The sequence below is a fragment of the Janthinobacterium sp. PC23-8 genome, from assembly GCF_002250505.1.
Taxonomy (GTDB): Bacteria; Pseudomonadota; Gammaproteobacteria; order Burkholderiales; family Burkholderiaceae_D; genus Janthinobacterium.
In genome coordinates this window covers 796,034-822,615 of the sequence record NZ_NJGY01000002.1, presented here as the reverse complement: position 1 = coordinate 822,615, position 26,582 = coordinate 796,034, and the positions used below count along the sequence as shown (strand labels likewise).

27 protein-coding genes are annotated in these 26,582 nt (G+C 60.1%); 25 read left to right on the top strand and 2 right to left on the bottom strand.

Translation table 11 applies throughout. From position 1 onward, the window contains the following. The first annotated feature begins 64 nt into the window (after positions 1-64). The 19 genes from CD932_RS18765 (at position 65) to CD932_RS18685 (ending at position 19,883) form a co-directional block, all read left to right on the top strand. Positions 65-1,270, top strand: coding sequence for a phage tail tube protein (locus CD932_RS18765; protein WP_094444275.1), 1,206 nt, complete (start codon positions 65-67; stop codon positions 1,268-1,270). A gap of 45 nt (positions 1,271-1,315) precedes the next feature. Continuing rightward, positions 1,316-1,822: a BRO family protein gene (locus CD932_RS18760; protein WP_094444274.1), complete on the top strand. Its 507-nt coding sequence runs from the start codon at positions 1,316-1,318 to the stop codon at positions 1,820-1,822. Positions 1,823-1,948: 126 nt separating this feature from the next. Next, positions 1,949-2,413, top strand: coding sequence for a hypothetical protein (locus tag CD932_RS18755; RefSeq protein WP_094444273.1), 465 nt, complete (start codon positions 1,949-1,951; stop codon positions 2,411-2,413). 47 nt (positions 2,414-2,460) lie between these two features. After that, entirely contained in the window at positions 2,461-2,754 is a 294-nt protein-coding gene (locus tag CD932_RS18750) for a hypothetical protein (protein WP_094444272.1), read from the top strand. A gap of 121 nt (positions 2,755-2,875) precedes the next feature. Beyond that, complete coding sequence (locus CD932_RS28970) at positions 2,876-3,460, top strand: zinc ribbon domain-containing protein (protein WP_176461050.1); 585 nt, start codon at positions 2,876-2,878, stop codon at positions 3,458-3,460. Positions 3,461-3,537: 77 nt separating this feature from the next. Beyond that, positions 3,538-9,090, top strand: coding sequence for a phage tail length tape measure family protein (locus CD932_RS18745; protein WP_094444271.1), 5,553 nt, complete (start codon positions 3,538-3,540; stop codon positions 9,088-9,090). Further along, a complete protein-coding gene (locus CD932_RS18740; RefSeq protein ID WP_094444270.1) occupies positions 9,087-10,556 on the top strand; it encodes a hypothetical protein in 1,470 nt (489 codons plus the stop codon). Before CD932_RS18745 ends, CD932_RS18740 begins: the two co-directional genes overlap by 4 nt. Beyond that, positions 10,553-13,189, top strand: a complete 2,637-nt coding sequence (locus CD932_RS18735; RefSeq protein ID WP_094444269.1) for a hypothetical protein — start codon at positions 10,553-10,555, stop codon at positions 13,187-13,189. The genes CD932_RS18740 and CD932_RS18735 overlap by 4 nt, the downstream gene beginning before the upstream one ends. Next, entirely contained in the window at positions 13,186-13,467 is a 282-nt protein-coding gene (locus tag CD932_RS28370) for a hypothetical protein (RefSeq protein ID WP_141213304.1), read from the top strand. The genes CD932_RS18735 and CD932_RS28370 overlap by 4 nt, the downstream gene beginning before the upstream one ends. After that, positions 13,464-14,177, top strand: coding sequence for a hypothetical protein (locus tag CD932_RS18730; protein ID WP_094444268.1), 714 nt, complete (start codon positions 13,464-13,466; stop codon positions 14,175-14,177). The genes CD932_RS28370 and CD932_RS18730 overlap by 4 nt, the downstream gene beginning before the upstream one ends. 7 nt (positions 14,178-14,184) lie before the next feature. Next, the gene (locus CD932_RS18725; protein ID WP_094444267.1) at positions 14,185-15,039 is read left to right on the top strand and encodes a hypothetical protein; all 855 of its coding nucleotides are present in this window, start codon (positions 14,185-14,187) and stop codon (positions 15,037-15,039) included. A 2-nt stretch (positions 15,040-15,041) separates the two neighbouring features. After that, positions 15,042-16,286, top strand: coding sequence for a hypothetical protein (locus CD932_RS28365; RefSeq protein ID WP_141213303.1), 1,245 nt, complete (start codon positions 15,042-15,044; stop codon positions 16,284-16,286). Continuing rightward, positions 16,286-16,720, top strand: a complete 435-nt coding sequence (locus CD932_RS18715) for a hypothetical protein (RefSeq protein WP_094444265.1) — start codon at positions 16,286-16,288, stop codon at positions 16,718-16,720. The genes CD932_RS28365 and CD932_RS18715 overlap by 1 nt, the downstream gene beginning before the upstream one ends. Further along, positions 16,699-17,130: a phage holin family protein gene (locus tag CD932_RS18710; RefSeq protein ID WP_094444264.1), complete on the top strand. Its 432-nt coding sequence runs from the start codon at positions 16,699-16,701 to the stop codon at positions 17,128-17,130. The genes CD932_RS18715 and CD932_RS18710 overlap by 22 nt, the downstream gene beginning before the upstream one ends. Further along, positions 17,127-17,648: a glycoside hydrolase family 19 protein gene (locus CD932_RS18705; RefSeq protein ID WP_094444263.1), complete on the top strand. Its 522-nt coding sequence runs from the start codon at positions 17,127-17,129 to the stop codon at positions 17,646-17,648. Before CD932_RS18710 ends, CD932_RS18705 begins: the two co-directional genes overlap by 4 nt. After that, positions 17,645-18,016: a DUF6527 family protein gene (locus tag CD932_RS18700; RefSeq protein WP_094444262.1), complete on the top strand. Its 372-nt coding sequence runs from the start codon at positions 17,645-17,647 to the stop codon at positions 18,014-18,016. The genes CD932_RS18705 and CD932_RS18700 overlap by 4 nt, the downstream gene beginning before the upstream one ends. Continuing rightward, positions 18,013-18,408, top strand: coding sequence for a hypothetical protein (locus CD932_RS18695; protein ID WP_094444261.1), 396 nt, complete (start codon positions 18,013-18,015; stop codon positions 18,406-18,408). Before CD932_RS18700 ends, CD932_RS18695 begins: the two co-directional genes overlap by 4 nt. Then, positions 18,405-18,701: a hypothetical protein gene (locus tag CD932_RS18690; protein ID WP_094444260.1), complete on the top strand. Its 297-nt coding sequence runs from the start codon at positions 18,405-18,407 to the stop codon at positions 18,699-18,701. Before CD932_RS18695 ends, CD932_RS18690 begins: the two co-directional genes overlap by 4 nt. Before the next feature lie 423 nt (positions 18,702-19,124). Then, on the top strand, positions 19,125-19,883 hold the full coding sequence (locus CD932_RS18685; RefSeq protein ID WP_094444259.1) for a Bro-N domain-containing protein: 759 nt from the start codon (positions 19,125-19,127) through the stop codon (positions 19,881-19,883). A gap of 36 nt (positions 19,884-19,919) precedes the next feature. On the opposite strand, the gene CD932_RS18680 is transcribed toward CD932_RS18685, so the two are convergent. Further along, positions 19,920-20,213: a hypothetical protein gene (locus CD932_RS18680; protein ID WP_217907313.1), complete on the bottom strand. Its 294-nt coding sequence runs from the start codon at positions 20,211-20,213 to the stop codon at positions 19,920-19,922. A gap of 71 nt (positions 20,214-20,284) precedes the next feature. Between CD932_RS18680 and CD932_RS18675 the strand changes: the two genes are divergently transcribed. Next, positions 20,285-20,542: a hypothetical protein gene (locus CD932_RS18675; RefSeq protein ID WP_094444258.1), complete on the top strand. Its 258-nt coding sequence runs from the start codon at positions 20,285-20,287 to the stop codon at positions 20,540-20,542. Here the strand turns inward: CD932_RS18675 and CD932_RS18670 are convergent. After that, positions 20,526-20,822, bottom strand: coding sequence for a hypothetical protein (locus tag CD932_RS18670; protein ID WP_094444257.1), 297 nt, complete (start codon positions 20,820-20,822; stop codon positions 20,526-20,528). The genes CD932_RS18675 and CD932_RS18670 overlap by 17 nt on opposite strands. 282 nt (positions 20,823-21,104) lie before the next feature. Here CD932_RS18670 and guaB point away from each other — a divergent pair, with 282 nt between their 5' ends. The 5 genes from guaB to CD932_RS18650 all read left to right on the top strand — a co-directional run bounded on the left by guaB (position 21,105) and on the right by CD932_RS18650 (position 26,581). After that, positions 21,105-22,565: an IMP dehydrogenase gene (guaB, locus tag CD932_RS18665; protein WP_094444256.1), complete on the top strand. Its 1,461-nt coding sequence runs from the start codon at positions 21,105-21,107 to the stop codon at positions 22,563-22,565. Positions 22,566-22,630: 65 nt separating this feature from the next. Then, complete coding sequence (guaA, locus tag CD932_RS18660) at positions 22,631-24,241, top strand: glutamine-hydrolyzing GMP synthase (RefSeq protein ID WP_094444255.1); 1,611 nt, start codon at positions 22,631-22,633, stop codon at positions 24,239-24,241. 159 nt (positions 24,242-24,400) lie between these two features. Further along, complete coding sequence (locus tag CD932_RS28360) at positions 24,401-24,625, top strand: hypothetical protein (RefSeq protein WP_141213302.1); 225 nt, start codon at positions 24,401-24,403, stop codon at positions 24,623-24,625. 22 nt (positions 24,626-24,647) lie between these two features. Then, entirely contained in the window at positions 24,648-25,076 is a 429-nt protein-coding gene (locus CD932_RS18655) for an Arm DNA-binding domain-containing protein (protein WP_094444254.1), read from the top strand. A 1,034-nt stretch (positions 25,077-26,110) separates the two neighbouring features. Then, entirely contained in the window at positions 26,111-26,581 is a 471-nt protein-coding gene (locus tag CD932_RS18650; protein ID WP_094444253.1) for a nuclear transport factor 2 family protein, read from the top strand. Position 26,582: the final 1 nt, after the last annotated feature.

Here is a 26,582-nt window from a genome sequence, read left to right as displayed (position 1 = left end):
GCATCACCCCACACAGATCGCCTCGGCGGTCTTTTTTTTCGACCAAAGAAAGGCAATCCCCACCATGACCACTGCAAACGGCATCGACAGCCTGCTCGTTATCGGCAAGCAACCAGCGGAAGGCAGCAAGGCCCTGGCCGCCAACGGCCGGCTCTACCCGCGTGTGACCGCGACGTTCGACACGGACGCCGACAAGTACTCGAGCAACGAGATCGACCCGAGCCAGCAACAGGGCGACACCCGCCTGGGCAACTTCCGCACCTCCGGCGCCATCAAGGGCGAGGCCTCGTGCGGTACCTACGCCGTGCTGCTGGCCGCGCTGCTGCGCCGCGACTTCACGGCTGGCGGCCTGACCACGGCGCAAACCACCATCGCATCGGGTGCGACGGGCCTGACGCGCAGTGCTGGCTCCTGGCTCGCCGACGGCCACCGCGCCGGTACCGTCGTGCGCATCGGCGGCTTTGCCACCACTGCCACCACCAACAACGGCAAGAACTTCTTCGTTACCTCGGTGACTGCCTTGGTGTTGGCAGGTCAGTTCATGGACGGCTCGGCGATGACGGTCAAAGCCGCCGGCGACCCGGTGACCGTAACCGCGACCGGCAAGCGCTCCTTCACGCCGCTGACCGGCCACACCACCGACTGGTTCACTGCAGAAGTGCAGGATCCGGGCATCGCGGTGAATCGCTGCTTCATCGACCAGCTGGTGAGCAAGGTCGATATTGCTGTGCAGCCGAACGGCATCACCAGCATGGACTTCACCCTGATGGGCAAGCTGGAAGGCGCGACGACACCGGCCGCCTACTTCAATGCGCCTGCCGCCACGCCTGGTACCGGCAAGTTCTCCGGCGCCACAGCGATGCTGTCGGTCGCCGGCATCCCGTCGCAAATCTGCACTGGCATGTCGCTGTCGCTGGACGGCCAGGTCAAGATCGATCCCGTGATCGGCTCCAAGTTTGCTACCGCCGCCTCGCGCGGCAAGGTGCTGGGCTCGGGGCAGTTCACGGTGCTGATGCAGGATTCGGCATACATCGACTACTTCAAGCAGGAAGTCGAGCTGCCGCTGGCCTACGCCATGGCGGCTAGCACGGCGCCGCTGGCCGAGGTGATGACCATCGCCATGGGCCGCATCAAGATCACCAGCGCCAAGGTCGATGACGGCGAGAAGAACAAGATCGTCACGTGCGCTTTTGACATCCTCCGCTACCAGGGCACTGATGCGCAACACGAGGCCACGACCGTGGCGTTCCAGGATACGAGCCTGGTGTAACCCTTTGCCCGGCTGCGCGCCGGGCGTTCAATGAAAGGCTCTGCCATGCATGAATTGAAATTCAATAACCACAACTTTTCCTTGGTCGAACACGACGGCAAAACATGGCTTAGCGCTGCCGATATCGCCGTGGCACTGGGTTACAAGCGAAGCGACCAGGTCTCGCGGATTTTTGAGCGTCACGAGCGTGAATTTTCCACCTCGATGACGACAGTTTTTCAGGCCGTCAGTTTGGGACGTGGCGCGCCGCCATCCGATATTCGGCTCTTTAGCCTGCGTGGCGCGCACCTTGTCGGCATGTTTGCACGAACATCGAATGGCGTGGCATTCCGCCGCTGGGTGCTCGATCAGCTCGAGCATGCGGAGCGCCAGGGTGTGCCGCAGCACTCGCTGATGGTTGAGTGGTTCAAGGCAAAGGCTGCTGCCGATGACCAAGACCGTTTTGCCAGCATGTGCGGCAAAGGCCTGAGCGAGCACAAGACGCGCAAGCCGCCGCTCACCGAACGACTGAATCAGATCAGTAACCAGATTCAACCATCACTTCTTTCCTGACCCGGTCAAGCGCCGGGCTTTCTTTTGGCGCATGCGCCACCCCAGCACCGACCGGTCGCTGTCGCCTTCGTGGGCGCGGCGGCCGGCACGGGCACTTATTCTCCATCCCACGAAAAGGCAATATCCATGAATACCATCGCTTCCTTGAACACCGCTCAAGCCCTGGCAGTCGCCGGCTTCGACATCGCCAACCTGTCCGCGCCGGCCGCGCGCGTCACCTTCGACGTGCCCGTGATCTTTGACGCCGACGGCGAGCCCGTGGCCGGCATCAAGATCGTCGGCAAGAATTCCGACGAATACCGCAAGGAAAACCACGCCTTGCGCGCCGAAGGCTACAAGAAGTCGGCCAAGCGCAAGACCGCCATCGATGCCTCGACCGACGAAGGCTCTAACCAGTTGGTGACCGTCATCGATGACAACCAGAAGCGCCTGGCGCTGGCAGTGGCCGTCGACTGGTACGGTTTCACCAGCAACGGCGCACCGGTTGCGTTCGACAAGTCGATGATCGCCGCGGCGTTCGACAAATACCCGACCTGGCAAGAGCGCGTAACGGCCGCCCTGGAAAACGACGCCAATTTTTTGAAGGTCTGATCCAGGCCCTGCTGCTGTACGCCGATCACCTGTTCGATCGCGCGACAGTGGCAGGCGATGGCAACGCCAAGGGCGATCACCTGGATACTGCCAGACAAAACCCGCTGTACCGCGCACCCGAGGCGCCGGCAGTGCCGCAACTTCCGCCCGAGCTGGCATACCTCTGGACTTGGTTCACCCAGCTGAACCAGAAACGACAGTGCGGTATGGCAGTCAATGCGCTGTCCAGCGCCGAGATATTGGCCTGGCAGGCGCGCCACGGCATTCGCTTCGATCCGTTCGAGGAAGGCGTGATTGATCGCCTGGATGCGCTGTTCATGTACCACCAAAACGAGCCTTAGTTGCCACAGATGCAAAAGCCATCGTCAGAAAAATGACACAACATGCGAGATTTGGTATGGTCAGGTTATATTGCTTGATGGCATTGGTGTAACATTGCCCCTTGATAAACGAGGAGGTGTTGTGGCATTAATCGACTGTACTGAGTGCGGGAGCAAAATAAGTAACTTGGCAAATGCCTGTCCGAAATGTGGCCACCCGCAAGTAGCCGGCGTGGAGGCGCAGTTTTCTACTCCGGTCGCGTCGCCCGACGGATTGCCTGCAAGGAAGTCCCGTGGGATTTTCTACTATGTTGCATGGGCAGTTGCGGTCTTGGTCGTTCTTTTTTTGGGCAGTGCGATCATTTTCGGCATTGCGGATTCGAATAAGCGGAAAGCTATTGCAAACGACCCAAATGCGATTCATGCCGACGATGTGGTATCGATGATGGAATCGTCGTATGGCTGTGAATTTCCATCCGCCTTTTCCAAAGCATTGCAGCATCGGGATGCTGGCGAACTTACCGCTTGGGCTACGATCGTAAACAACGATCCATTCTGTTTTCATGGCGGAAACTTGAAAGCAAATCAGAAATGGACCGTTTTACAAGTGAAAGACAATGTCATGCAAATTTCACTATCGACGGCAGTGCAAGCGCAAACCGATATGAAGCGCAGTGATCATAACTACTGGACATTAGTCGAGTGGGGAATCAAAGAAAAGCCCTAATAATTTTCCGAGCCAGCTTTTGCTGGCTTTTTTTTCGTGCATAGCCACCTTCGGGTGGCTTTTTTTATGGGCGATCTATGCCAGACATTGCTGAACTAAGACTTTCGATTGATACGCGCCAACTGGAGCAAGGCGCCCAGGCTATGGACCGCCTCGGTGCCGCAAGTGAGGGTGTCGAGAAGAAGGTTGATAGCGCGACGACGGCCATTGACAAACTTGGCAAAGCCAGTACTGACGCGAAGGGGAAAACTGCCGAAGGCGCTGCGGCCGTGGACGCCATCGGCGAGGCCGGCGCGCGCTTGGTGCCAAAAGTCGATGCGGCGACCACCTCCATTGACGCTATGGGCGCCACCGCTACCCGTATTCGAACTGTCTTCCTCGGCGGCAGTAACACGCTTGATGGCTTCATGGGTTCCTCAATGGGCGTCTGGCGCAGCAGCGAGGCCGCCGCCGCTGGCATCGACAGCCTCGGTGCCTCTACGGAGCGTACATGGAAAAAGCAGGCCGACTACAACGGCGCGATGGCCGACACGAGCCGCCTCATGCGCCAGGCTGCCGAAGCCGCGCGCACTCTCGAAGAGTCGAATCACAAGATGCTGGTGCAGCTGCAGCGCGAGATTGACACCTTCGGCATGGCGCGCGGCGAACTGGAGCGTTATCGTGCTGCCGAGCTGGGCCTGGGTAGTGCAGCCCAGACCAAAGCGGCAGCTCTGGGCAATAGCATCGATGCGATGCACCGTGAAGAGCGGGCCGCGCGTGATGCCGCTGGCGCGCAGGATCGCGCAGCTGCCGCCGGCGATCGCTTTATCAAAAGCTTACAAGATCAGGTGGCCACGCTGGGCATGACGACACAGCAACTGCAAACGTACCGCGCAGCCCAGCTGGGAGTTTCCGACGCTGCAGCGCCGCTGATCAATAAGCTGGCCGAGACGGGAGAGGGGGCCAAGAAGGCCGGCGGACACATGGAAGGCTTCAGCTTCCAGTCGGCCAGCGCCAAGCGCGAATTGCTGGTACTGGCCCACGAACTGAGCCAGGGCCAATTCCAGCGCTTCGGCGGTTCGATGATGGTTCTCGGCGAACAAACCGGCGCTGCCGGGCTGCTGTTCAGCAGCACCGGCCTGGCCGTGCTGGGTTTCGCCGCCGCCCTGGGCACGGTAGCGTACGCGATGATCAAAGGTGCCAGCGAGCAGCGTGAGATGAATAACGCCCTGATCTCGACCAACAACTATGCAGGCGTCACCAGTGACAAGCTGAATGAACTGGCGCATGCCGCGACTGCTGCGCATGGGAGTATTGGCGAGGCTAAAAAGGTTGTTACGGAGTTGACTGGCACGGGTAAATTTACCGGCGACCAGATCGCATACATCACCGATGCTGTCATCGCTCTTGAATATGCGACTGGAACCTCTGTCAAAAAAACCATCAAAGAATTCGAATCCCTGGCCGTTCAGTCGACTGGTAGCACCAATCGCGCTACGGAGGTGATCACTCGTGCGACCGTCAAGCTTGACGATACGTATCACTTTTTGACGCTCTCTGTTTATGAGCAGATTCGAGCACTGGAGAAGGATGGCGATGCAAAGGCCGCATCAGCAGTAGCCACCGCCGAATTTGCAAGGGCCACCAAGGATGGCGCTGATCAAATGATCGAAAATCTCGGCAGTGTAGCAAAGGCATGGCATGGGATTACTGCGGCAATTGGCAAGGCGATGGACGCAATTGGCGAATATGGAAAAAAAGATACTCCAGGGCGTGATGTAAAGGCTTATAGCGGATGGCTGGCGGATCTTGATACGAAAATGGCTATTGAGAATAAACAATATGGCCGCGCTGCTGATTTCCCTATTCCTGCATTTCAGGAAAAGCGCGCTGAAGTTGTTCTTAAATTGGTTGATGCTGTTGACCGGCTGAATCAAGCCGATGCTGCCGCAATTGCACAAGGCAAGACCGTGGAAAATAATTCTCGCGCTGTTCATGCTGCCGCAATGATCCACGCCGAAGATATCCGCATGCAGAAGAAGGGAATGAGTGAGTTGGCGGTTGCCCTGGATGCTTACAAGCAGAATCGCGAGGCAATCAGGGCTGTCGACCCGGATTCGCCACTACTCACGCCTGAAGCTGTTGCCGCCGGTATCGCTGCCCGAACGAAGGCGCACACAGAGCAGACCAAACCGAAAGCTGATCAGGTCGAAAACACTGAACTCGCCGATCAAATCAAGCAATACGCGAAGGAAGCGGCAACTGCCAAAGCGCACTACGACGCCCTGGGCAAGCTCGATGACATGTACCTCAAGGGTGGCGAGCTGTCCGTACAGCAGGCCTACCAGAACAAGCGCGACTACGCCCTGAAAACCTACGAGGCCGAGATCGATGCTTTTGACCAGGAGATCGGCGCACTACAAGGGCACAACAGCGCGACCAAAGCCGAGGCGGCCAAGCACCAGAAGGAGCTGAACGAGATCCTGGGCAAACGCGACGCGGCCGAGAAGGCCTTTTTCGACGCGAGCTTTATGCGCGACGAGGAAGAGCGCCTGCGCCAGGCGGCAACTGCGACGGCTGCCACCGATGCCGCGAACAAGGAAATCGCGTCGATCAATGACCAAGTGGCGGCCGTTGAAATGCAGATACGAACCTACGGCATGCTGCCAGCGGCCAAGACGGCCGTGATGATCGCTGATATCGCGGAAAAGAACGCAGCATTGGCTGGCATCGCCGGCGCTGAAAAAACCATTGAACTGAACAATTTGAAAATTGATGGTCTGAAACGCCTTCGTGCCGTGCAAGGCATCTCCCAGGCCCAGGAGGCAGGCACCGACGTCGCCAAGGCCAAGGAACTGCTGGATATTCTGACGGCCGTCGACACGGCGGCGCAGGCTGCTGCCACCGGCATGGCCGAATCATTCGGAGCCGTCGGCAAAGCCATCGGCAGTTTGACTACTGCACTGACGGGCTACGAGCGCACGCAAGCGGCCGTCGCTGCGCAATTAAAGTCATCGATCCAAGACGCTCACGGCGATCGCGACAAGGTTGCCAAAGCCCAGGGCATGGCGGCACAGCAGGGCGCCCAGGCGCAGATCAAGAGCTATGGCGACATGGCCAGCGCCGCCAAGGGATTTTTCAAGGAAAACAGCGCCGGCTACAGGGCTTTGGAAGGCGCAGAGAAAGCTTACCGCGCGTTCGAAATGGCCATGGCCATCCAGAGCATGGTCACCAAAAGCGGACTGCTTACGGCATTCACGGGCCTGTTTGTGACTGCTAAAGCAACTGAAACAGCGGCGACGGTGGCCAGCGTGGCACCGGACCTGGCTGCATCTGCGGCCAAGGGCGCTGCCGCCGCAGCCGTGGGCGTGGCAACCCAGGCACAGGGCGATCCGTATTCTGCCTGGGCGCGCATGGCAGCGATGGCGGCCGTGATGGCGGCGTTGGGCTTTGCTGTTGCTGGAGGCGGTGGGGGTGCTGACACGACCGCCAAAGACCGGCAGGCCGCCACCGGTACCGGCTCGGTGCTGGGCAATTCGTCCGCGAAGTCCGAATCGATCGCTCACAGCCTGGCCATCATGGAGAAAAACTCCGGCCTGGGCCTGGCCCAGGGCGCACAGATGGTCGGCTCGCTGCACCAGATCGTGCAGGGCATCGGCGGGCTGGGCAGTCTGCTGGTGCGCAATGCGGGCGTGACTGGCGCCACGGCGCCGGATTCGCTCGGTGCCGCGCAGAAATTCGCGGATAGCGTGCTCGGGAAAATTCCGCTGATCGGTGGGCTGCTGGGCAAAACCGTCGGCGGCCTGATCGGCTCGATTTTCGGCGGGAAAACGACGACGCTCGATACTGGCGTCACTTTCGGGAAAACGTCGCTGGCCAGTATTCAGGCGGGCGGGGTCTCGGCCAGCCAGTACACGGACACGAAGACTTCCGGCGGCTGGTTCTCAAGCGATAAATATCATCGCGCACTGTCCGGCCTCGGCGCCGAGGCAAACGGCCAGTTTGCCAAAATCATCATGGGTCTGAGCGATACCGTGCGTTCTGCGGCGTCGGCGCTGGGCCTGGGCGGCGATGCATTCTCCGCGAAATTAAATTCGTTTGTGGTCGGCCTGGATGTGTCGCTCAAGGGGCTGAGTGGTGACGATCTGCAGAAAGCGCTCGAAGCCGCGTTCAGCAAATTGGGTGATGACATGGCCAGCTTCGGCGTGGCTGGCCTGGAGCAATACCAGGCCGTCGGCGAGGGTTATCTTGAAACGCTGGCGCGCGTGTCGAACGACTATATGCAGGTCAGCGATGTCCTTTCCGTGTTGAATAAATCGTTCGGCGTCACCGGCCTGGCCGCCGTGTCGCTGAGCGAGGGGCTGATCAATGCGGCCGGCGGCCTCGACAAGCTGACCAGCGGTACCAGCTACTTTGTCGAAAACTTCCTGACTGAAGCTGAGCGCATGGCACCGATCACCAAATCGGCGAACGATGCCATGGGCAAGTTGGGCGCATCGGGCGTGACCACGGTCGACCAGTTCAAGGCCTTGGTGCTGGCGCAGGACCTCAGCACGACGGCGGGCCAGTCCATGTATGCGCAGCTGATCGCGATCGCCGAGCCGTTCAAGAAGGCGGCCGACTACGCGGCCGAGTTGGCAGCTGCGACGGGCGAGTTCGCCGTTGCAGCGAAAACCGCTTCAGAGATCGCCAGCGAGCACCGTGACCTGCAGCAGCAGTTGAACCAGCTGACGAAAAGCGAAAACGAACTGTTGGCTATCCAGCGTGCCGGCCTGGCTTCCGTCAACCGGGCGCTGTTCGACCAGGTGCAGGCTGCCAAGGCCGTGGTGACAGCCAAGGATGCGCTCGCCAAGGCATACGAAACGGAATCGACGGCTGCCAAGACTGCACTGGATAAGTCGAAATCGTGGGTTGTCACCCTCAACGGCTTGAACGCCAGCATGGCCTTGGGCGCCCAGTCGACCCTGACGCCGGAGCAGAAATATGCCGAGGCACGAGCCCAGTTCGAGAAAACCCTGGCGGCAGCAAACGCCGGTGACAGCACGGCGCAGTCCGGCCTGTCCGCCGCCGAGCAGGCTTTCCTGTCGGCCTCGCAGGTGGTCAATGCATCCGATGCGCGCTACGTGGCCGATTACGCGCGCGTGATGGCTGCCAACGACGAGGCCATGCGCTGGGCATCGACGCAGGTCGATGTGGCGCAGGCCAGCCTGGATGCGCTGACGGCTCAGGTGTTGGGTCTGATCACCATCAACGACAGCGTGCTGACGGTGGCGCAGGCGATCGCCAACCTGCAAGTGGCGATGGGCGTATCGAATGGGCTGGGCGTGGAATTCACGAATGCACCAGCCGTCGCCGTGCAGGCCGCCATGACCAGCGCGCCGGTGCCGGTGGTATTCGATGCCACGCGCTATTCGGCCGGTTCCAATGTTGGCTCCGATGCGCTGGTCGCTGAGATCCGCGCATTGAACTCACGTCTCGATGCTCAAACCGTCGAAATCAAGGGCTTGCGTGAAGACCAGAAAAAGCAGACCGGCGCCACTATTCAGGCCACGGTCGAGTCGAACGCCAGCGCCGCAAAAACGGTCGTTGCTGGCGTTGAAAAATCGGCCAAGACATCGGCCTGGGGAAAACCAGTGGAGTATCAAAAATGACAGATGCACAGTTTTTGGCGTGGCTGCAGGAGAGCGCCGCCACGCGCATGGTGCTGATCGAGGCCCAGGTGAACGTGGCCGGCGTCGAGGTAACGCGTTACCTCGCGTCGCGCCTGTACACCACCGGCCCGGCCGACACGCCGGCCAACGTCGAGTACCAGCCGCTGGTCACCGGCGGTCTGGCCTTCACCGAGCAGGTCAGCCTGACCGGTGAGGCCGGGTTGTCCGGCGGCGACATCGAGCTGGACAACGCCGACGGCGCGCTGGACGGCTGGCTGGTCGACGTGTGGTCCAATCGGGCGATCCGAGTCTGGGTCGGCGATCCGGCCTGGGCGCGCGCCGACTTCCGCCTGGTGTTCGACGGCATCATCGCCGACGTGGGCGTGTCGGGCCGCGAATCGATCAACCTGGCGCTGCGCGACAAGCTCCAGCGCCTCAATACGCCGATCACCGAGGCCAAGCTGGGCGGCGCCACGCAGAACAAGGACGCGGTGTTGCCGGTGCCGTTCGGCGAATGCCACAACGTTTCGCCGCTGGCCACCAACCCGGCCACCTTGGAATACGGATTCCTCGGCGCGGTCGAGTCGATTGCCGAGGTGCGCGCCAACGGCAAGCCGGTGGGCGCGACGATCAATAATGCGGCAGGCCGCTTCACGCTGATCACCAACCCGCTGGCCCAAGTGATCACCGTCAGCGTGCAGGGCGACAACGTGGCCGGCTACGCGCCGCGCATCGCGCCGCTGGTGCAGCGCATCGCCACCGGCTACGGCAAGGCGGCTGATCGCTTCACCGCCACCGATCTGGACCTGGCCAACCTGGCCGCATTCGACGCGGCGCACCCGCAGCTGGTGGGCCTGTACGTGGCTGACCGGACCAACCAGGCGCAGGCCATCCAGCAGCTGGCGGCCAGCGTGGGCGCGCAGGCGATCATGTCGCGCACCGGCCAGCTGCGCCTGGTGCAGGTCGCGTTGCCGGGCCTGGGCGTGCCGGTGCAGATCGGGCCGGACCACATGCGCGAGCGCAGCCTGCACCCGGTGCAGCGCCTGCCGGTGGCGGCTGCTGTGAAAATTGCCTTTGACCGCAACTACACCGTGCAGGCCAGCCTGACGACCAGCATCCCGCCAGAGCACGCCGACCTGTACGCCACCGAGTGGTTGACCGAGACCGTCACCGACGAGGCCGTGCGTGCGCGGTACCGCATCAGCGACGACCCGGTGCAGGTCGAAACCTGCCTGAAAACCCGCGCCGACGCGCATGCCGAAGCGGCCCGCCGCCTGGCATTGAACAGCGTGCCGCGCACGATCTACGAATTTGATGGAGAACCCGAGATGATGATGCTGGAACTGGGACAGGCCGTGACCCTGACCGATGCGCGCTATGGCCTGCAAGATGGCGCCGCTGGCGTGGTGGTGCTGCTGTCGCGCTACTGGCTGACCGGCCGCGTGACCGTCGGGGTGATGGTTTGAGCGCGCTGCTGGGCGAGCGCGACCGCCTGATCATGAATACGGTGCCGCGTTATTTTGTGTCGGTGGTGGAGAAAACATTGCTGCTGCAGGCGAGTACACCGGTGTTTGCCGTCAGCCGGACCGGCAACCCTACGCCGGCAGCGATCACGATCACTGCGGAACTGGTGAGCATTACCGGCACTGTGGAATTCAGCGTGTCTGCCGGCGCGGCGCTGGCCGTCGACGGCAAAGTGGCCACCTTGCGGTTTGTGGATATGTCGGTCGATGTGGCCTTCGTGCAGGCCAAGGTCAAAGACGCCGAGTCCGGCGTCGAGTTTCTGCGCTCGGCCGTGGTCAGCAAGGTGTTCGACGGTGTCAATGGCGCCGCCGGTGTCGATGGCGCAACGTACTACACTTGGGTCAAATACGGCGACAGCGCAGCAGGCGCAGGACTGTCGGATAGCCCTGCGGGCAAAGCGTTTATCGGTTTGGCCTACAACAAAACAACACCGGTCGAGGGGACGAACCCAGCGGATTACACCTGGTCGCTGATCAAAGGTACGGACGGCGTACCGGGTGCGCCAGGCGCCGATGGGCTGACGACTTACACGTGGATCAAATATTCGGATCTTCCGGATGGTACCGGGCTGTACGATGTGCCAACGGTCGCCACGCTGTATCTGGGACTGGCGACCAACAAGACTACTTCGGTGGAGAGTGACAACAAGGCGGACTACACCTGGTCGAAATTCAAGGGCGACCAAGGCGTGCCTGGTGCTGCAGCGACAACTTATTACACTTGGCTCAAATACGCTGACGGCGCCGCTGGTGCTGGGTTATCTGATGATCCATCCGGTAAAGCATATATTGGTCTGGCCTACAATAAAACGACGCCCGTTGAAAGTTCAGCGCCTGGTGACTATGCCTGGTCGCTGATCAAAGGAACGGATGGCATTCCCGGCACCAAGGGTGCCGATGGAGCCACCCTTTACACGTGGATCAAGTACGCCGACCAGGCTGATGGCGCCGGCTTGTATGACGTGCCAAACGACGGCACGCTGTATATCGGCTTGGCAACCAATCGGCCGACGGCCGTTGAAAGCCTGGTGAAGACGGACTACGTCTGGTCGAAATTCCGGGGCGATCAAGGTGTGCCTGGTACCCCAGGCTTGGCTGCGCCGACACTTTATACATGGGTGAAGTATGCCGATACGGCCGCAGGCGCTGGCCTGGTCGACGATCCTACCGGCAAGGCCTGGATCGGGCTTGCCTATAACAAACTGACGCCAGTGGAGAGCCTGTCTGCAGGCGATTACGCATGGTCACTGATTCGTGGCGCTGATGGCGTGCCGGGCACCGACGGTGCAAATGGCCTGCCTGGCGTGAAAGGTGCCGACGGCCAGACCTTCTACACGTGGATCAAGTATGCGGACGTCGCGGACGGTGCCGGCATGTACGACACACCGAACGCCAATACGCTGTACTTGGGCCTCTCGACCAATCGCACCAGCCAAGTCGAGGGCAGTAACCCGGCCGATTACGTGTGGTCGAAATTCAAGGGTGACCAGGGCGTACCCGGCACGGCGGCGCCGGCGCTGTACACGTGGGTAAAGTACGCGGACAGCGCCGCTGGTGCGGGCCTGACCGATAACCCTGCTGGAAAGGCATTCATCGGACTGGCCTACAACCAGACGACTGCAATTGAAGGCACAGATCCTGCGCAGTACACCTGGTCGCTGATCAAGGGTGTCGATGGAGTGCCTGGCGCACCAGGCGCGGACGGGCTATCGCTCTATACCTGGATTAAATACGCTGATTATGCCGATGGCGCCGGCCTATACGATATTCCAGGCCCGACCACGATGTATATCGGTCTGTCTGTAAATCGGGCGGTGCAGTCAGAAAGCGGCAACAAGGAAGATTACGTCTGGTCGAAATTCCGGGGCGATCAAGGAGTTCCTGGCACCACCGGCCCGCAGGGACAGCGCGGCACCAAGACGGTGGTGGCTGGCGGGTACTCGACCTGGTCCGATGCGTCGGCCGCCGCTGAACTGACCGCCGCCGGCTTCGGTGCGCCCATCAATCGAGATGTGGTCACGCTGTACGGTCCGATCATCTCGGCGCCGACATTTACCCTGACCAAGTTTTTCGATAACGGGAGCTGGCTCCTGATGGGTACGCATATCGATGGCGGACTGCTGGTCAGTGGCACGGTTGCCGCCGCAGCGATGTCCGTCGATCGACTGTCCGCCTTGTCTGCGAACCTGGGCAATGTCAATGCTGGCGATATGTATGGCGTATCGATTCGCGGAGGATCATTTACCGATGTGAACTGGCCGGCGACTGGAGGCGGGTTTTACCTGGGTCCGGACGTTTTCCGGATGGGGAGTTACCCGACCGGAAAATATTTCGAGGTATATCCGTCGGGTGATGTGCATGCGCCGGGATTTGATATTACCAACGGCGTTGCTCGATTCGGTGGCGAGTTGTCTGGCGTCACAGGATCGTTCCATCTGGTTCGCAGCCCTACTCGTTCCGGTCCGGCCGGCAACGCGGGCAGCGGCTCAGGGTATGACCTTACCGGTACCGGATTGTATTTCTACGATGGCGTGAACGCACTGCCGTGTGTCGAGTTAGGAGAGTACATCACATGACCAAGGGACTGAAAATTAGAAAATCGGGGCGCGTGGTGTTTGACTCGACGTTGGCTGTCGGCGGTGTCTGCCTCGGCATCGTTGCGATAACAGGTACGGCGAGTGTGTATTCATTCCCAGCGTTCTCGACTGGGCACACGCCAATTGTGCTGTTCAGCGATGGTGCGGTGCGCAGCACCTGGCAATACGACGAGGTAATGGGATATCCGCGATTTACGTTCCCTGCCACAGCAGTTGCGCCGAACACACGAACCAGCGCAGGAATCTATCTCAAATGAGGGGCCTCAAAATTAGAAACGGCGCCCGGGAGCTAGTTGTCCACAGCGAGGCGCGCGGCACCGCCTGTATCGGCCGCGCGTCGCTCGTTGCTGTGGTGCAGCCATCTACATCCGGTGGCGCCAATATTGCCGGCTATTCTCGCCACACGTTCGCGTCCGACCTCCCGATCATCTGGGCAATCGATCTACCAGTGGGGCGACGTGTAGGCATTATCGATACTGGCTACGCCAACGGCGTGTACACAATCGGCGCCTATTGTGGCGACAATCCAAATTCTCTCGGATTCGACCAGCAGTTTCCTGTCGATATCTGGGCGTTTTCCATGATTACTGCAGCGAGCACGGGCAGCACCTCAGGACTGAGGCTGAGAAACAGTGCCGGCATTATCACTCACGATTTTATGGCGCCAAATATTACGCTGCCCATCGCAGCAGGCGATTTGTCCATTGCCGCAGTCGTGCCGCCTGGCATTGGGCGCCCAGTTGTCATTGGCAGCAGTCCGTATTACGACGTTACCTATACCGACCTGGAGCCAGGCTACATAAAAACAGATCGGCGCCAGTTTGCGTTGCGATCCAGCGATAACGTCGTCGCCTACTCGCCGGGTCTGATGTTTCGGTCCGGCAGCAGCAGTGGCGCGCCGCCGGCGGACTCGACATTCACCGAGAAATCCCCGTTTTTTGTCGTCGACGGCCAGTTTTTACCATGAGGACACCATGCCGAATCTTCGCATCATCCATGACAACGCCTCCGACCGTGCGACGCTGACGGCATCGAGCCAGGCCGGCACGCTCGGCCCGACCAACCTGCAGCGGGACGCTAAGGGCGCGGTACTGCGCGCGACCAGTACGACGCAAACCATCACCGCCGCATGGCCCACGCAGGAGTGCATCGCCTGCGTGGCGCTCATTTTCACCAACGCAACCAGCAGCGCGCGCATGCGCGTGCGCGGCTACGGCCAGCCGGGCGATGCGGCGCCGGTGATCGACACGGGCTGGATGATGCCTTGCCCCGAGGCGGCGCTGGACAGCTACCCGTTCGGCGAGCTGCCGCTGGGCTGGAATGCCTACCAATGGGGCGGCACGAACACCTGGGCGCGCGGTGGTGGCGCCGATGCTGTGGCCTGGTTCGCGCCGGTATTCGTGCGCAGCCTGGTGATCGACGTGTATTGCCCGGACCTGCCGGCCGGCTACATCGAGATATCGCGCCTGGTTGCCGGCAATTACTGGTCGCCCGAGAACAACGCCGAATACGGCGCCAGCCTGCAGCTGCAGGACACGACCGAGGTTTATCGCACTGCCGCTGGCACTGCCAAAACCGCAGTGGGCACCACCAGCGACAAACTGGCAATCAACCTGGCGCACCTGACGGCGCCTGACCGGGCGCGCCTGATGCGCATCCTGCGCGAGTGCGGCCCGGTGCGGCCACTGCTGTTCAGCCTGTTCCCTGAGCATGCAGATCCGGTGCTCGAGCAGGACCACATGCTGTACGGGCGCGTGGCCAACCTCGACGCGGTCAGCACGCCGTACTACGAAACCTATGCAGCACCACTCCAAATCGAAGGAATTTAAAAATGGCATTGAAATTTACAGCCGGTATGAAAAACGTGGTCGAGGTACTTAACCAGATGTGGGACGCATTTGCGGCCGGACCCTATAACGCGCTGCCCCTCACGGGCGGGACGGTCACTGGCCCTGTGAACATCAATTCGCCCAGCATTTACGGTCGGTACAACGGCAACGCTGCCGGAAATGCATATCTGTCGATGGCGTTTAGCTCTGTTACGTACGCGTTTATAGGGCAGGCCACGGCCACTACAGGCGGTGGGGTGGACGTTGACATGGGAATCCGCGCAGAAAATACATTGATTTTCGGCGCCGGTGGTTTCGGGGCAAAAATGAAATTATTCCCCAGCGGTAATCTGGGCGTTGGCACATCGTCCGATAGTGGTGCTGATCGTCTGCAGGTCGCGGGGATGGCCGGGTTTTTCCCGGGTGGTCTGCAGGGCCAGCGCCTGATTCGCGCTGGCGTCAGTCCGGAGTACCCATCTGTAGTGGCATGGGCTGGGAATGGCGTGATTCCATCCCAGGGGGCCACAGTGCTGTCTGTGGGTAAAAATTCCGTTACAGATCGCGGGATTGATGTGATGGGCACCGTCAATACCATGGGCAACGACTACGCCGAATATATCGTCAAATCGGCGGCGTGCGGCCCTGTCGAAAAGGGGCAGATCGTCGGAATCACGGCAGAAAACACGATCACCGATCAGTGGGCGCCTGCGGTCATGTTCGCTATTAAATCGACGCTGCCATCATTCGTCGGTGGTGATACATGGGCGAGCAGCATCGGGCCGCGCCCGGACCCTCAAGCTGGCCCAGCGCCAGTCCAGCCGCCGCGTCGTCTTGATGTGACCGAGCAGCAGCCGCTGCCCGGCACCAATCCACAGGAATATCACGACGTAGTGACGCCTGGCGACACCGACGCCGAGTGGGCGGTGAAACAGGCTGCTTATGCTGCAGCGCTGGCCGTGCACGCCGCTGCTGTGCAGCAGGATGCCAAGGCTATGGCCACGTTCGAGGCCGCCCTGGAGATCGAGCGCCAGAAAGTGGACCGCATCGCCATCGCCGGCCGCGTGCCGGTGAATGTGCTGGGCGCCCAGCCTGGCGATTACATTGTGCCGGTGCATGATGGCGAGGGCATTGCCGGCATCGCCGTGCACGCGGACGATATCACCATGCCGCAGTACCTGCGCGCGGTCGGGCGTGTGATCTCGATCGAGCCTGATGGCCGGGCGTATGTGATGGTCAAGGCGGTGTGATGGGCGCCCCGCACAACGGCGTCGACCGCGCCGGCTCAGTCTTCCGCATGTACGTCGGCGGCAATGCCATCGTCACCTGGTATGTGGCCATGACCGACCCGCGCTCGCTGATGTACCTGGTGGCCTCGACGCGCGACGGCGCCGTGCTGATCTGGCTGCTGATGGCTGTCGGCGCCGCCGCGTTGCTCGACGCGGTCGTTAACGACTTCCTGCCTGATCGCTTCCATTGGCGCATTGGCCGGCGCCAGCGGCATTACATCCTGGCCGCCCTGGCGTTTTGCTACATCGCCCAGCTCTATGTCGAGTTTTTCAACCTGCGCAGCGGCGGCCTGCTGGCCTACTACCTGTGGAATGCCGCCACGATCATGTTCATTGCGTTCATCGACGCCCACCAACGCAACAAGGACAACCAATGCTCGACAGTCTGCAATTGAAGAAAATCTGCTGGGTATGGCTCGGCTGCTTCTGGAGCGCCGGCGCTGCTGCGGCGCAAGCCACGTTCGGCAGTGACCTGTCGACCATTCCACCGGCGGCCGTTGCCGTTGCCGTGGTGCTGGCCTTGATCGGCGGCGCCGCAGCGACGCTGCGCAAGATCGCCAGCCCGACCATCACCATCAAGTCCGTGCCGCTGGAAGTGACCAGCGATCTGCTGCTGTCGCTGCTGGCCGGCTTGGTCACGTATTTCCTGTGCGCCTGGCAGGAAGTGCCGATCCTGCTGCAGGCGGGCCTGATCCCTCTCGCCGGCTTCGGAGGCGCGCGCGTGCTCGAAGCCTACCTGGCTGCCGGCCTGGCCAAACTTAGCCGCTTCGGCGGTCCTCCACCTCCACCTGAAAGCCTTCCATGAACCTGACGCTCCAGCAACTCATTACCATCATGCCCAATGCCCGCGCCAAAGCGGGTATTTTTTTACCTGCCCTGAATGCAGCCATGGCCGAGTTCGGCATCAACACGCCGGTGCGCCAGGCGTCGTTCCTGGCCCAGCTGGCGCACGAATCCGGCCAGCTGGTCTATGTGCGCGAACTGGCCAGCGGCGCGGCCTACGAGGGACGAAAGGATCTGGGCAATGTGCAGCCCGGCGACGGCGTGCGGTTCCGTGGCCGTGGCCTGATCCAGGTGACCGGCCGCAGCAACTACGCCGCCTGCGGCAAGGCCTTGGGCCTGGACCTGCTGGCGCAGCCCGCGCTGCTCGAGCAAACCGTCAACGCCTGCCGCTCGGCTGGCTGGTTCTGGCAGTCGCGCGGGCTCAATGCGCTGGCGGACGCTGGCGACCAGGTGGCGGTGACGCGGCGCATCAACGGCGGCACGAATGGCCTGGCCGAGCGCCTGGCGTATTTCAAAACGGCGCTGAAGGTGCTGGCGTGAGCGCGCTGTCGTGCATCCTGCGAAGCGTGCAGGGCGATGGCCTCATGTTCGAGTGCCCGGGCTGCGGTGTGCCGCACCGGGTGTGGGTTGGTGCCGGCGCTGGCCCGCGCTGGACCTGGAACGGCAACGCCGAACGACCAACGTTCTCGCCGTCGATCCTGGTGCGCGGCACGCAGCCGCTGGCCGACGAGGCGCACGCGGCATGGATGCGCGGCGATGCGCCGTTACCAGCGCCTGTTCCGTTCGTGTGCCATTCGTTCGTGGTCGATGGTCGCATCCAGTTCCTGGGTGACTGCACGCACGAGCTGGCCGGCCAGACTGTGGATATTCCCGATTTCGATACGGTCTTGCTGGAGAATGGGGCGTGAGCGCCGTCACTGCGCTGGCCGGCGTGGCAGTCGGCGGCATCTGGAGGGCGGCCGCCATCGTGCTGGCTGCCGTGCTGCTGGTGGTGACCGGCGCCGTCGGCACCGGCTGGTGGCTGGTCGCTGGCGACCGAGATCTGGCGCTGGCGGCGCTGAAGAAGGAGCAAGGCGTCAGCGCCGAGTTGCGCGCATCGATCACTGAGCAGAACCGTGCTGTCGACGGCATGGCCCGAGCAACCCTGCTGGCCCAGCAGCGCGGCGAGGCAGCGCAGGCCGCCGCGGCTGCCGCTGGCAAGAGGTATCAGGCGGCGCAGGCGCAGCTGGCCGGCGTGAGCGCCACGACCTGCGACGAGGCGATGCCGGCTGTCAGGAAGATGCTGGAGAGCGTGCGATGAAACACCAAATGGCGCACCAAATTATTCCAAAAATTATTCTGACCACGCTGCTGGCCGGCTGCGCCACCGCGCCGCCGGCGCCGGTTCGTGTCGAGGTGCCGGTGATGGTGCCGTGCATCGGCGAGGTGCCGCCGCGCCCGGCCTACGAGTTCGACAAGTTGCCGGCGACAGCAACTGATGGCGAGATCATCTTGGCGCTGGCGCGGGACTGGACGCGTGGACGGAAATACGAGGGAGAGCTGGAAGTTGCTATTGCAGGGTGCCACGCAAAAGAAAATAAGTGGGGGAAATAAATCGGCCTAGAAATTGCATTGTCGGCTTATCTGGTGGTGCGAGGTAATGCAATGCCGTGGGCTGAGGCGCAAGGGGGTGCTAACTGCAATCTGGCTGCGCGGTGAGATATGGCGCCGCACAGATCGGTGGTTTCTTGGCCCGGACGCGCGATTGATGCGGTTACTGTGCCTCATGAGCGCTCAAGGAGTTCTCGAGTTTAGTTAGCGAACTGGGCGCGCGGCGCAAGTGCGGCGGATCAGGCGGCACCCGGCCTTCCTGGGGGGGGCGTAGGGGGGGCGATCAAGGCGCTGAGGCCCAAGACTTTGGAAATTTACTGTGCATTGTATATTTTGGTATATCATTTGACAATTTCGTGCGCAACGTTCTATGATTTGTTAGACCGATGCATGTGTCTCGGACGATGTTAATAAATTGGAATGATAATGCAATTGCAAATATTTAAATATGCCGAGGACGATTCACATCTGGATAACTTAACCACAATCGAAATCGAAGGTGAGATCTGGTTCGTGGCTGTAGAGGTCTGCAAACTTTTGGATATAAAAAATGCAACTGATGCGGTTTCGCGGCTTGATGATGATGAAAAGCTGACCTCGGTATTACCGATATCAGGTCAAAATCGAAGCGTAAACCTTATCTCGGAGAGTGGTTTGTACGCCCTTGTCTTCAAGAGCAACAAGCCCTCGGCCAAAGAGTTTAGGAAATGGGTAACCAAAGAAGTCATCCCTTCCATCAGGAAAAAGGGAAGCTTCGGGATTGATAGAATAGAAACTCCAAACTTCATTGTTCGGTTCAATGATAATTGGGATCGCACGGACAAGGGCTTCTTTTCTGTGATCAGTGAATTATTTGTAAGGTTATATGGTAGATTTGAACACATTGGGTATAAGATACCAAACAAAGCCTTTGATGGAAAGGAAATGCGGCCAGATACGAGTGTCGGAAAACTGTTCGCAAATTATCTTAAAAAAAATCATCCAGAGATGAATGATTTACATAAAATGTACAATCATAAATTCCCCTCTGGGCAAGAGTTTGAGGCGCGCCAATATCCAAATATAGTATTGCCAATTTTTATACAATTTGTTGATGATGAGTGGATACCAAAAAATGCCCCAATTTACTTCAAGACTCGCGACCCATTGGCATTGGACTATTTACCGAAATTGCTCGGTAAATGAGCACTCTAAACCAATTTAAAAATAGTCATTGATGGGCTATGCTGCTACCACCGAAATCAGTTTCTCGCCCAGCGCCGCCCACGCCGCCCGCTTCTCGTCCGCATAGTCGTGCAGCATGTAATGCCGGCGCACCTTGCTGCCTGATAGCACGTGGTTCTGGCAGCGGTCGATCAACTCCAGCGAAATACCCAGCGTCTGCATCATCGTCGCACCCGTGCAGCGCAAGTCGTGCGGCGTCCAGGCGCCGTTCTTGCCGCCGGCCAGCACCAGGGTGTCGTCGCTGCGCCAATTCTTCAGCGGCGGGCGCGACGCAACGGCCATGACCGTCATCACTTTTGTTTACTGTACAACACGCATCAAGTCGATATACTGTATGTGCGTACAGTATTCCATTGTTAATCATGAGCAATTTTCGAAAACCGCTTACCACCGTCGAGCTGGTGGAGATCCGGCTCCGTAGCGACTCGCCCGACATGCGCGCCGTGCTGTGGGAGGTCAGGCGCCTGCGCGCGATCGCATCCAGGGCGGATCAGCTTGAGCGCAGCCTCGGGCCAACTGGCGGCGCGGTCGGGATGATCCGCGAGGCGTTGCGTGCAGAGCTGGACGAAGAGCCGTCTATTGCGGAGTTGGTGCGCCTAGACCTCAATGCGCGACCGTAGCGCTAATGTGGTCAGTCCCGCAGTCCTTGCCGGTGCTGGCCCAGCCGACCACGCGCTGATCCTGGTCGACCAGCACGATGAGGCGGCAGCCAGCGGCTGCGCTTCCATAGTTCAGCTGAAGGTACTCGCCTTGGAGCTTGTAGCTGACCGGCGCGCCATAGCGAGCGGCGAGGGCGAGGCTGCCTTGGCCTGCAAGGTCAGCGCTAAGTGCCTGCGAAGGGTTATCGGCAGCACAACTACATAGAAGTAGTAAAATCAGGGTGCTGACGATATGCCTCATCGCAAAATTCCTCGTGATTTCAACTTTAAAGCAATAGGTATATGGTGGTGTATTTACAAGATTTTTGCATTGAGTGTCGTCACGAAATTCCTCATTGTGACCCCAAGATTCGCTAAATCTCGTGGCGAAATTTGGGCGAAAACGTAGACCTTTGCAGCCCTCTACAGACCAAGATATTGATGTCCTGCCCGCGTGCTTACTTGGTCTGGAGTGGGTTAGTTAAGTCTGAGACAAAGTGCAATAATTTCTGTATAATTCACTTTTGCGCCAATAGGAAATGCTATGCGTCTACTTCAAAAAGCACTCACATTCGATGACGTGCTGCTCGTCCCAGCCTACTCCAACGTTCTGCCCGCCGATACGTCCCTCAAAACCCGCCTGACCCGCAATATCACCCTGAATATCCCCCTGCTGTCCGCAGCCATGGACACGGTGACGGAAGCCCGTCTGGCGATCGCGATGGCGCAGGAAGGCGGCATCGGTATCATCCACAAGAACTTGAACCCGAAAGACCAGGCACGTGAAGTAGCCCGCGTCAAGCGTTTCGAAGCCGGCGTGCTGCGCGATCCGATCACGATTCCGCCGGAAATGAAAATCCGCGACGTGATCGCCCTGACCGAGCAATACGGCATCAGCGGTTTCCCTGTGGTCGAAGGCAAGACCGTGGTCGGCATCATCACCAACCGCGACTTGCGTTTTGAACAGGAACTTGACGCCGAAGCGCGCGCCAAGATGACCCCGCGCGAAAAACTCGTGTACGTCACCGAAGGCGCCGACCGCGACGAAGCCAAGCGCCTGATGAACAAGCACCGCCTCGAGCGTGTGCTGGTCGTCAATGACGCGTTTGAACTGCGCGGCCTGATTACCGTCAAGGATATCCAGAAGTCGACCTCGCACCCGTTCGCGTCGAAAGACAGCCAGGGCAAACTGCTGGTCGGCGCTGCCGTCGGCGTGGGCGCCAAGGATGAAGAGCGCATCGACCTGCTGGTCGCCGCCGGTGTCGACGTGCTGGTGGTCGATACCGCCCACGGCCATTCGCAAGGCATCCTCGATCGCGTACGCTGGATCAAGACCAAGTATCCGCAAGTGGATGTTATTGGCGGCAATATCGCCACCGCCGCCGCCGCCAAGGCGCTGGTCGAGTACGGTGCTGACGCCGTCAAGGTCGGCATCGGCCCCGGCTCGATCTGCACCACGCGGATCGTCGCCGGTGTCGGCGTGCCGCAAATTACCGCCATTTCGAACGTCGCTGAAGCGCTGGCCGGCACCGGCGTGCCCTGTATCGCCGACGGCGGTATCCGCTTCTCGGGCGACATCTCGAAAGCGCTGGCCGCTGGCGCCTCGACCGTCATGATGGGTTCGATGTTTGCCGGCACCGAAGAAGCGCCGGGCGAAGTGATCCTGTACCAGGGCCGTTCGTACAAATCGTATCGCGGCATGGGCTCGCTGGGCGCCATGTCCGACGGCTCGGCGGATCGCTACTTCCAGGACGCGACCATGAAGGCCGACAAGTTCGTGCCGGAAGGTATCGAAGGCCGCGTGGCCTACAAGGGCAGCGTGCTGGCGATCATCTTCCAGCTGGTGGGCGGCGTGCGTCAATCGATGGGCTACTGCGGTTGCGCCACCATCGACGAGCTGCGCGAGAAAGCGGAATTCGTGGAAATCACCTCGGCCGGCATGCGCGAGTCGCATGTGCATGATGTGCAGATCACGAAGGAAGCGCCGAATTACCGCTCGGAATAAATAGCGACAGACTAACCGGCGCCTAGTGCGCCGGTTTTGCAATGACTCCAGATAAAGCCCCCACCATGCATTCTAAAATCCTTATTCTCGATTTCGGCTCCCAAGTGACCCAGCTGATCGCCCGCCGCGTGCGCGATTCCGGCGTGTTTTCCGAAGTCTTCCCGTACGACGTCAGCGAAGAATTCGTGCGCAACTATGGCGCCGCCGGCGTGATCCTGTCGGGCAGCCACAATTCCACCCTGGAAGGCGATTCGCCGCGCGCGCCGCAAGCCGTGTTCGAGCTGGGCGTGCCCGTGCTGGGCATCTGCTACGGCATGCAGACCATGGCGGCCCAGCTGGGCGGCAAGGTTGAAAACGGCCTGGTGCGTGAATTCGGCTATGCCGAAGTGCGTGCCCGCAGCCATACCAAATTGTTGAACGGCATCGCCGACTTCGTCACCGACGAAGGCCACGGCATGCTGAAAGTGTGGATGAGCCACGGCGACAAGGTGCTGGAAATGCCGCCGGGCTTCAAGCTGATGGGCAATACCCCGAGCTGCCCGATCGCCGCCATGGCTGATGAAGAGCGCCAGTTCTACGGCGTGCAGTTCCACCCGGAAGTGACGCACACGGTGCAGGGCAAGGCCATGATCGGCCGTTTCGTGCATGAAATCTGCGGCTGCAAATCGGACTGGAACATGCCCGACTACATCAGCGAAGCGGTGGAGAAAATCCGCGCGCAAGTCGGTACCGACGACGTCATCCTGGGCCTGTCCGGCGGCGTCGATTCGTCCGTGGCCGCCGCCCTGATCCACCGCGCCATCGGCGACCAGCTGACCTGCGTGTTCGTCGACCACGGCCTGCTGCGTCTGGACGAAGGCAAGATGGTGATGGACATGTTCGCCAAGAACCTGGGCGTGAAAGTGATCCGCGTCGATGCGCAAGACCAGTTCATGGGCCACCTGGCCGGCGTTACCGATCCCGAGCAGAAACGCAAGATCATCGGCCGCGAATTCGTCGAAGTGTTCCAGGTCGAGTCCGGCAAGCTGGTCAATGCCAAATGGCTGGCGCAAGGCACCATCTATCCGGATGTGATCGAGTCGGCCGGCAAAGGTAAAAAAGGCCAGACCATCAAGAGCCACCACAATGTGGGCGGCTTGCCGGACACGATGAAGCTCAAACTGCTGGAGCCTTTGCGCGAACTGTTCAAGGACGAAGTGCGCAAGCTGGGCGTGGCCCTGGGCCTGCCGCATGACATGGTGTATCGCCACCCGTTCCCGGGCCCGGGCCTGGGCGTGCGCATCCTCGGCGAAGTCAAGAAAGACTACGCCGATCTGCTGCGCCGCGCCGACGCCATCTTCATCGAAGAGCTGCGCAACACGCCGTATGAGCCAGTCGTGGTGCCAGGCTTCGATCAGGATAGCGTGCCGGCCAACTGGTACGAAGCGACCAGCCAGGCCTTCGCCGTGTTCCTGCCTGTCAAATCGGTGGGCGTGATGGGCGACGGCCGTACCTACGAATGGGTAGTAGCCCTGCGCGCGGTGCAGACCCAGGACTTCATGACGGCGCACTGGGCCCACCTGCCGCACGCGCTGCTGGGCAAGGTGTCGAACCGCATCATCAATGAAGTGCGGGGCATCAACCGCGTGGTGTACGATATTTCGGGCAAGCCACCGGCGACGATTGAGTGGGAGTGATCTCCCGTCTGGCAGCCGCTGGCAAAGCCGGGTAGGACGATAAAGACAAACCCCTGATTTTTCAGGGGTTTTTTCATTTTGAGGCGCATTGTCAGGCAACCTCAGGTAACGCCGAGCAGGTTTTTTTGATGGTACTCAAGATGGTATGGCGTGCCTGGGATGATGCTGTGGAGATATGTATACCATCAGGCGCAGTTGGGCCTTGATGGTATACCTGATGGTATACAGCGCGATAAGTCCTTGTTTTTATTGGTTTTTCCAAGTCTGGGAAACGCCGGAATCGTTGATGGTACTTTTGCCGGTTTTAGTGCCATTCATGCGATGGAATCAGCGTCTAAAATCGCATGCAAATTACTGATTTTATTGATTATTTCTTTGGCGTGATGGTATACGTTTGGAGGCAAATATGCTGACAGATGCAAAGCTCAAAAATATCAAGGGCACCGGGCAGCCCTACAAGGTGGCGGACCGGGACGGACTGTATGCGATGGTGGCGGCGTCCGGCGGCATTTCCTGCCGCTACAACTATCGCGTGAACGGACGCCAGGAGACCGTTACGCTGGGCCGGTATGGCGTGGGTGGCATGAGCTTGCGTGAAGCGCGCGAAGCGCTTGCCGAGGCGCGCAAGGCCGTCGCCGCAGGCGTGTCGCCAGCGCGCACGAAAGAAGAGAACCTCCGGCGGCGCAAGGCACAGGAGCCGTTTTCTGTCTGGGCCGAACGCTGGCTCGACAAATACAGGATGGCGGAATCGACGCGCGCCATGCGCCGCTGGACTGCAGCGTGTTCGCTGAGGGCGCCCCCGGCGCTCCGGCGAGCGTTTCGCCGCGTCACGTAAGGAGTGGTTATATCGATTGGGCACACATTTCCACCATCGTTCCTGTTCATCACATCATCGTAAAAGCCCGCCTCCGCAATGCAGCGCGTATTGGCTGGGGTAGCGCTGATGAGTAATGGAAACCGCTAGCTCATCGTAAAGAGCACAGGACGGGTTATCTAATCAGGAATAACAATCATCGAGTAAACAGACGCCATGGTACAGTCCAGGGCAGCGTACAAGGCGCGGCCGTTCTCGGTAGTGACAAGCACCCTTGTCGTGGCCGATGACTGTATTTTCCCGAGTGCCGACATCAATGCACAGCCCAATCCACGTCGCCGATGAGCTGGATGGGTGTGAATACGGTCGAACACGAAAGCACGACCATACTCTGCTGCGAATCCGCTCGTGGCAACCGAGCCGTTTGGTGCCACAATCGTGGCAGTGATCATCTTCCCAACATCCGCCACTTCGATTCGGTAGCCGGGTGGGACGGATACTGCAACCGACTCGGTGTGAGTTTGCGTCATCAAGTATCCGCATGGCTGCAGCTGCCATCCCACCGGCGCCATGCCCAAAATTTGCTGTCCGGGACCGCACATCTTGATCGGTGTACGCGGCGCTTGGACTGCGGATGCCAGTTCCCTTACCCCTGCTACGGCTGCTGCAAAAACGTGGCGACGGGCGCCGGCGGCGCTGGCGTTACCTGCACCGGCAAAAGCCCAGGCGTTGCCGGCGACCGGGTCAGTCGGCGAACCCAGTAACCCACCTGTCGTATTGGATAGCCCTCTTGCAGGGCGAAGGCGCGCTGCGACAGTCCGCTTGCTCGCCAGTGCTCAACACGCTCTTGCCAAACCGCTTCGCGTTCGGTGTTCACCATCCTCATCTCCAAGTAAAAATTCGGAGTTTGGCCTGGGGCTTCACGGATTCATAGGCGGGGGCGCTGGCCGCTTACGCTCATTTTGAAAAAAGCTTGCAAAGAAAAATTTGCCCGTCTATAGTCTCTTTACTGATAGGTACATTGTGTTCCGATCAGTACAGCCAGGAGAACTAACATGTCTATCCGTCCACCCTTGCCGCCCTTCACCCGTGAAACCGCAATCGAAAAAGTCCGTCTCGCTGAAAACGGCTGGAACACTCGCGATGCAGAAAAAGTCGCCCTCGCTTACACCGAAGATAGCTGGTGGCGTAACCGCGCCGAGTTCGCGCAAGGGCGCGAAGCCATCGTCGTTCTGCTGAAACGCAAGTGGACCCGCGAGTTGGATTACCGCCTGGTCAAAGAGCTGTGGGCCTTTGACGGGGCGCGCATCGCAGTGCGTTTCGCTTACGAATACCATGACGACTCCGGTCAGTGGTATCGTGCCTACGGCAATGAAAACTGGGAGTTCGATGAGAACGGCCTGATGCATCACCGTCACGCTTGCATCAACGAGCATCCTATCAAGCCTGAAGATCGCAAGTTCCTGTGGGACAATAGCGGCCCACGCCCAGCCGATTATCCTGAGCTGAGCAGTTTCGGTTTTTAAG

Excerpts from the sequence above, each read along its gene's own strand:
- CD932_RS18765 (WP_094444275.1), top strand. The coding sequence starts at position 65 with ATGACCACTGCAAACGGCATCGACAGCCTGCTCGTTATCGGCAAGCAA.
- CD932_RS18760 (WP_094444274.1), top strand. The coding sequence starts at position 1,316 with ATGCATGAATTGAAATTCAATAACCACAACTTTTCCTTGGTCGAACAC.
- CD932_RS18755 (WP_094444273.1), top strand. The coding sequence starts at position 1,949 with ATGAATACCATCGCTTCCTTGAACACCGCTCAAGCCCTGGCAGTCGCC.
- CD932_RS18745 (WP_094444271.1), top strand. The coding sequence starts at position 3,538 with ATGCCAGACATTGCTGAACTAAGACTTTCGATTGATACGCGCCAACTG.
- CD932_RS18740 (WP_094444270.1), top strand. The coding sequence starts at position 9,087 with ATGACAGATGCACAGTTTTTGGCGTGGCTGCAGGAGAGCGCCGCCACG.
- CD932_RS28370 (WP_141213304.1), top strand. The coding sequence starts at position 13,186 with ATGACCAAGGGACTGAAAATTAGAAAATCGGGGCGCGTGGTGTTTGAC.
- CD932_RS18730 (WP_094444268.1), top strand. The coding sequence starts at position 13,464 with ATGAGGGGCCTCAAAATTAGAAACGGCGCCCGGGAGCTAGTTGTCCAC.
- CD932_RS18725 (WP_094444267.1), top strand. The coding sequence starts at position 14,185 with ATGCCGAATCTTCGCATCATCCATGACAACGCCTCCGACCGTGCGACG.
- CD932_RS28365 (WP_141213303.1), top strand. The coding sequence starts at position 15,042 with ATGGCATTGAAATTTACAGCCGGTATGAAAAACGTGGTCGAGGTACTT.
- CD932_RS18715 (WP_094444265.1), top strand. The coding sequence starts at position 16,286 with ATGGGCGCCCCGCACAACGGCGTCGACCGCGCCGGCTCAGTCTTCCGC.
- CD932_RS18710 (WP_094444264.1), top strand. The coding sequence starts at position 16,699 with ATGCTCGACAGTCTGCAATTGAAGAAAATCTGCTGGGTATGGCTCGGC.
- CD932_RS18705 (WP_094444263.1), top strand. The coding sequence starts at position 17,127 with ATGAACCTGACGCTCCAGCAACTCATTACCATCATGCCCAATGCCCGC.
- CD932_RS18690 (WP_094444260.1), top strand. The coding sequence starts at position 18,405 with ATGAAACACCAAATGGCGCACCAAATTATTCCAAAAATTATTCTGACC.
- CD932_RS18685 (WP_094444259.1), top strand. The coding sequence starts at position 19,125 with ATGCAATTGCAAATATTTAAATATGCCGAGGACGATTCACATCTGGAT.
- CD932_RS18680 (WP_217907313.1), bottom strand. The coding sequence starts at position 20,213 with ATGACGGTCATGGCCGTTGCGTCGCGCCCGCCGCTGAAGAATTGGCGC.
- CD932_RS18675 (WP_094444258.1), top strand. The coding sequence starts at position 20,285 with ATGAGCAATTTTCGAAAACCGCTTACCACCGTCGAGCTGGTGGAGATC.
- CD932_RS18670 (WP_094444257.1), bottom strand. The coding sequence starts at position 20,822 with ATGAGGCATATCGTCAGCACCCTGATTTTACTACTTCTATGTAGTTGT.
- guaB (WP_094444256.1), top strand. The coding sequence starts at position 21,105 with ATGCGTCTACTTCAAAAAGCACTCACATTCGATGACGTGCTGCTCGTC.
- guaA (WP_094444255.1), top strand. The coding sequence starts at position 22,631 with ATGCATTCTAAAATCCTTATTCTCGATTTCGGCTCCCAAGTGACCCAG.
- CD932_RS28360 (WP_141213302.1), top strand. The coding sequence starts at position 24,401 with ATGATGCTGTGGAGATATGTATACCATCAGGCGCAGTTGGGCCTTGAT.
- CD932_RS18655 (WP_094444254.1), top strand. The coding sequence starts at position 24,648 with ATGCTGACAGATGCAAAGCTCAAAAATATCAAGGGCACCGGGCAGCCC.
- CD932_RS18650 (WP_094444253.1), top strand. The coding sequence starts at position 26,111 with ATGTCTATCCGTCCACCCTTGCCGCCCTTCACCCGTGAAACCGCAATC.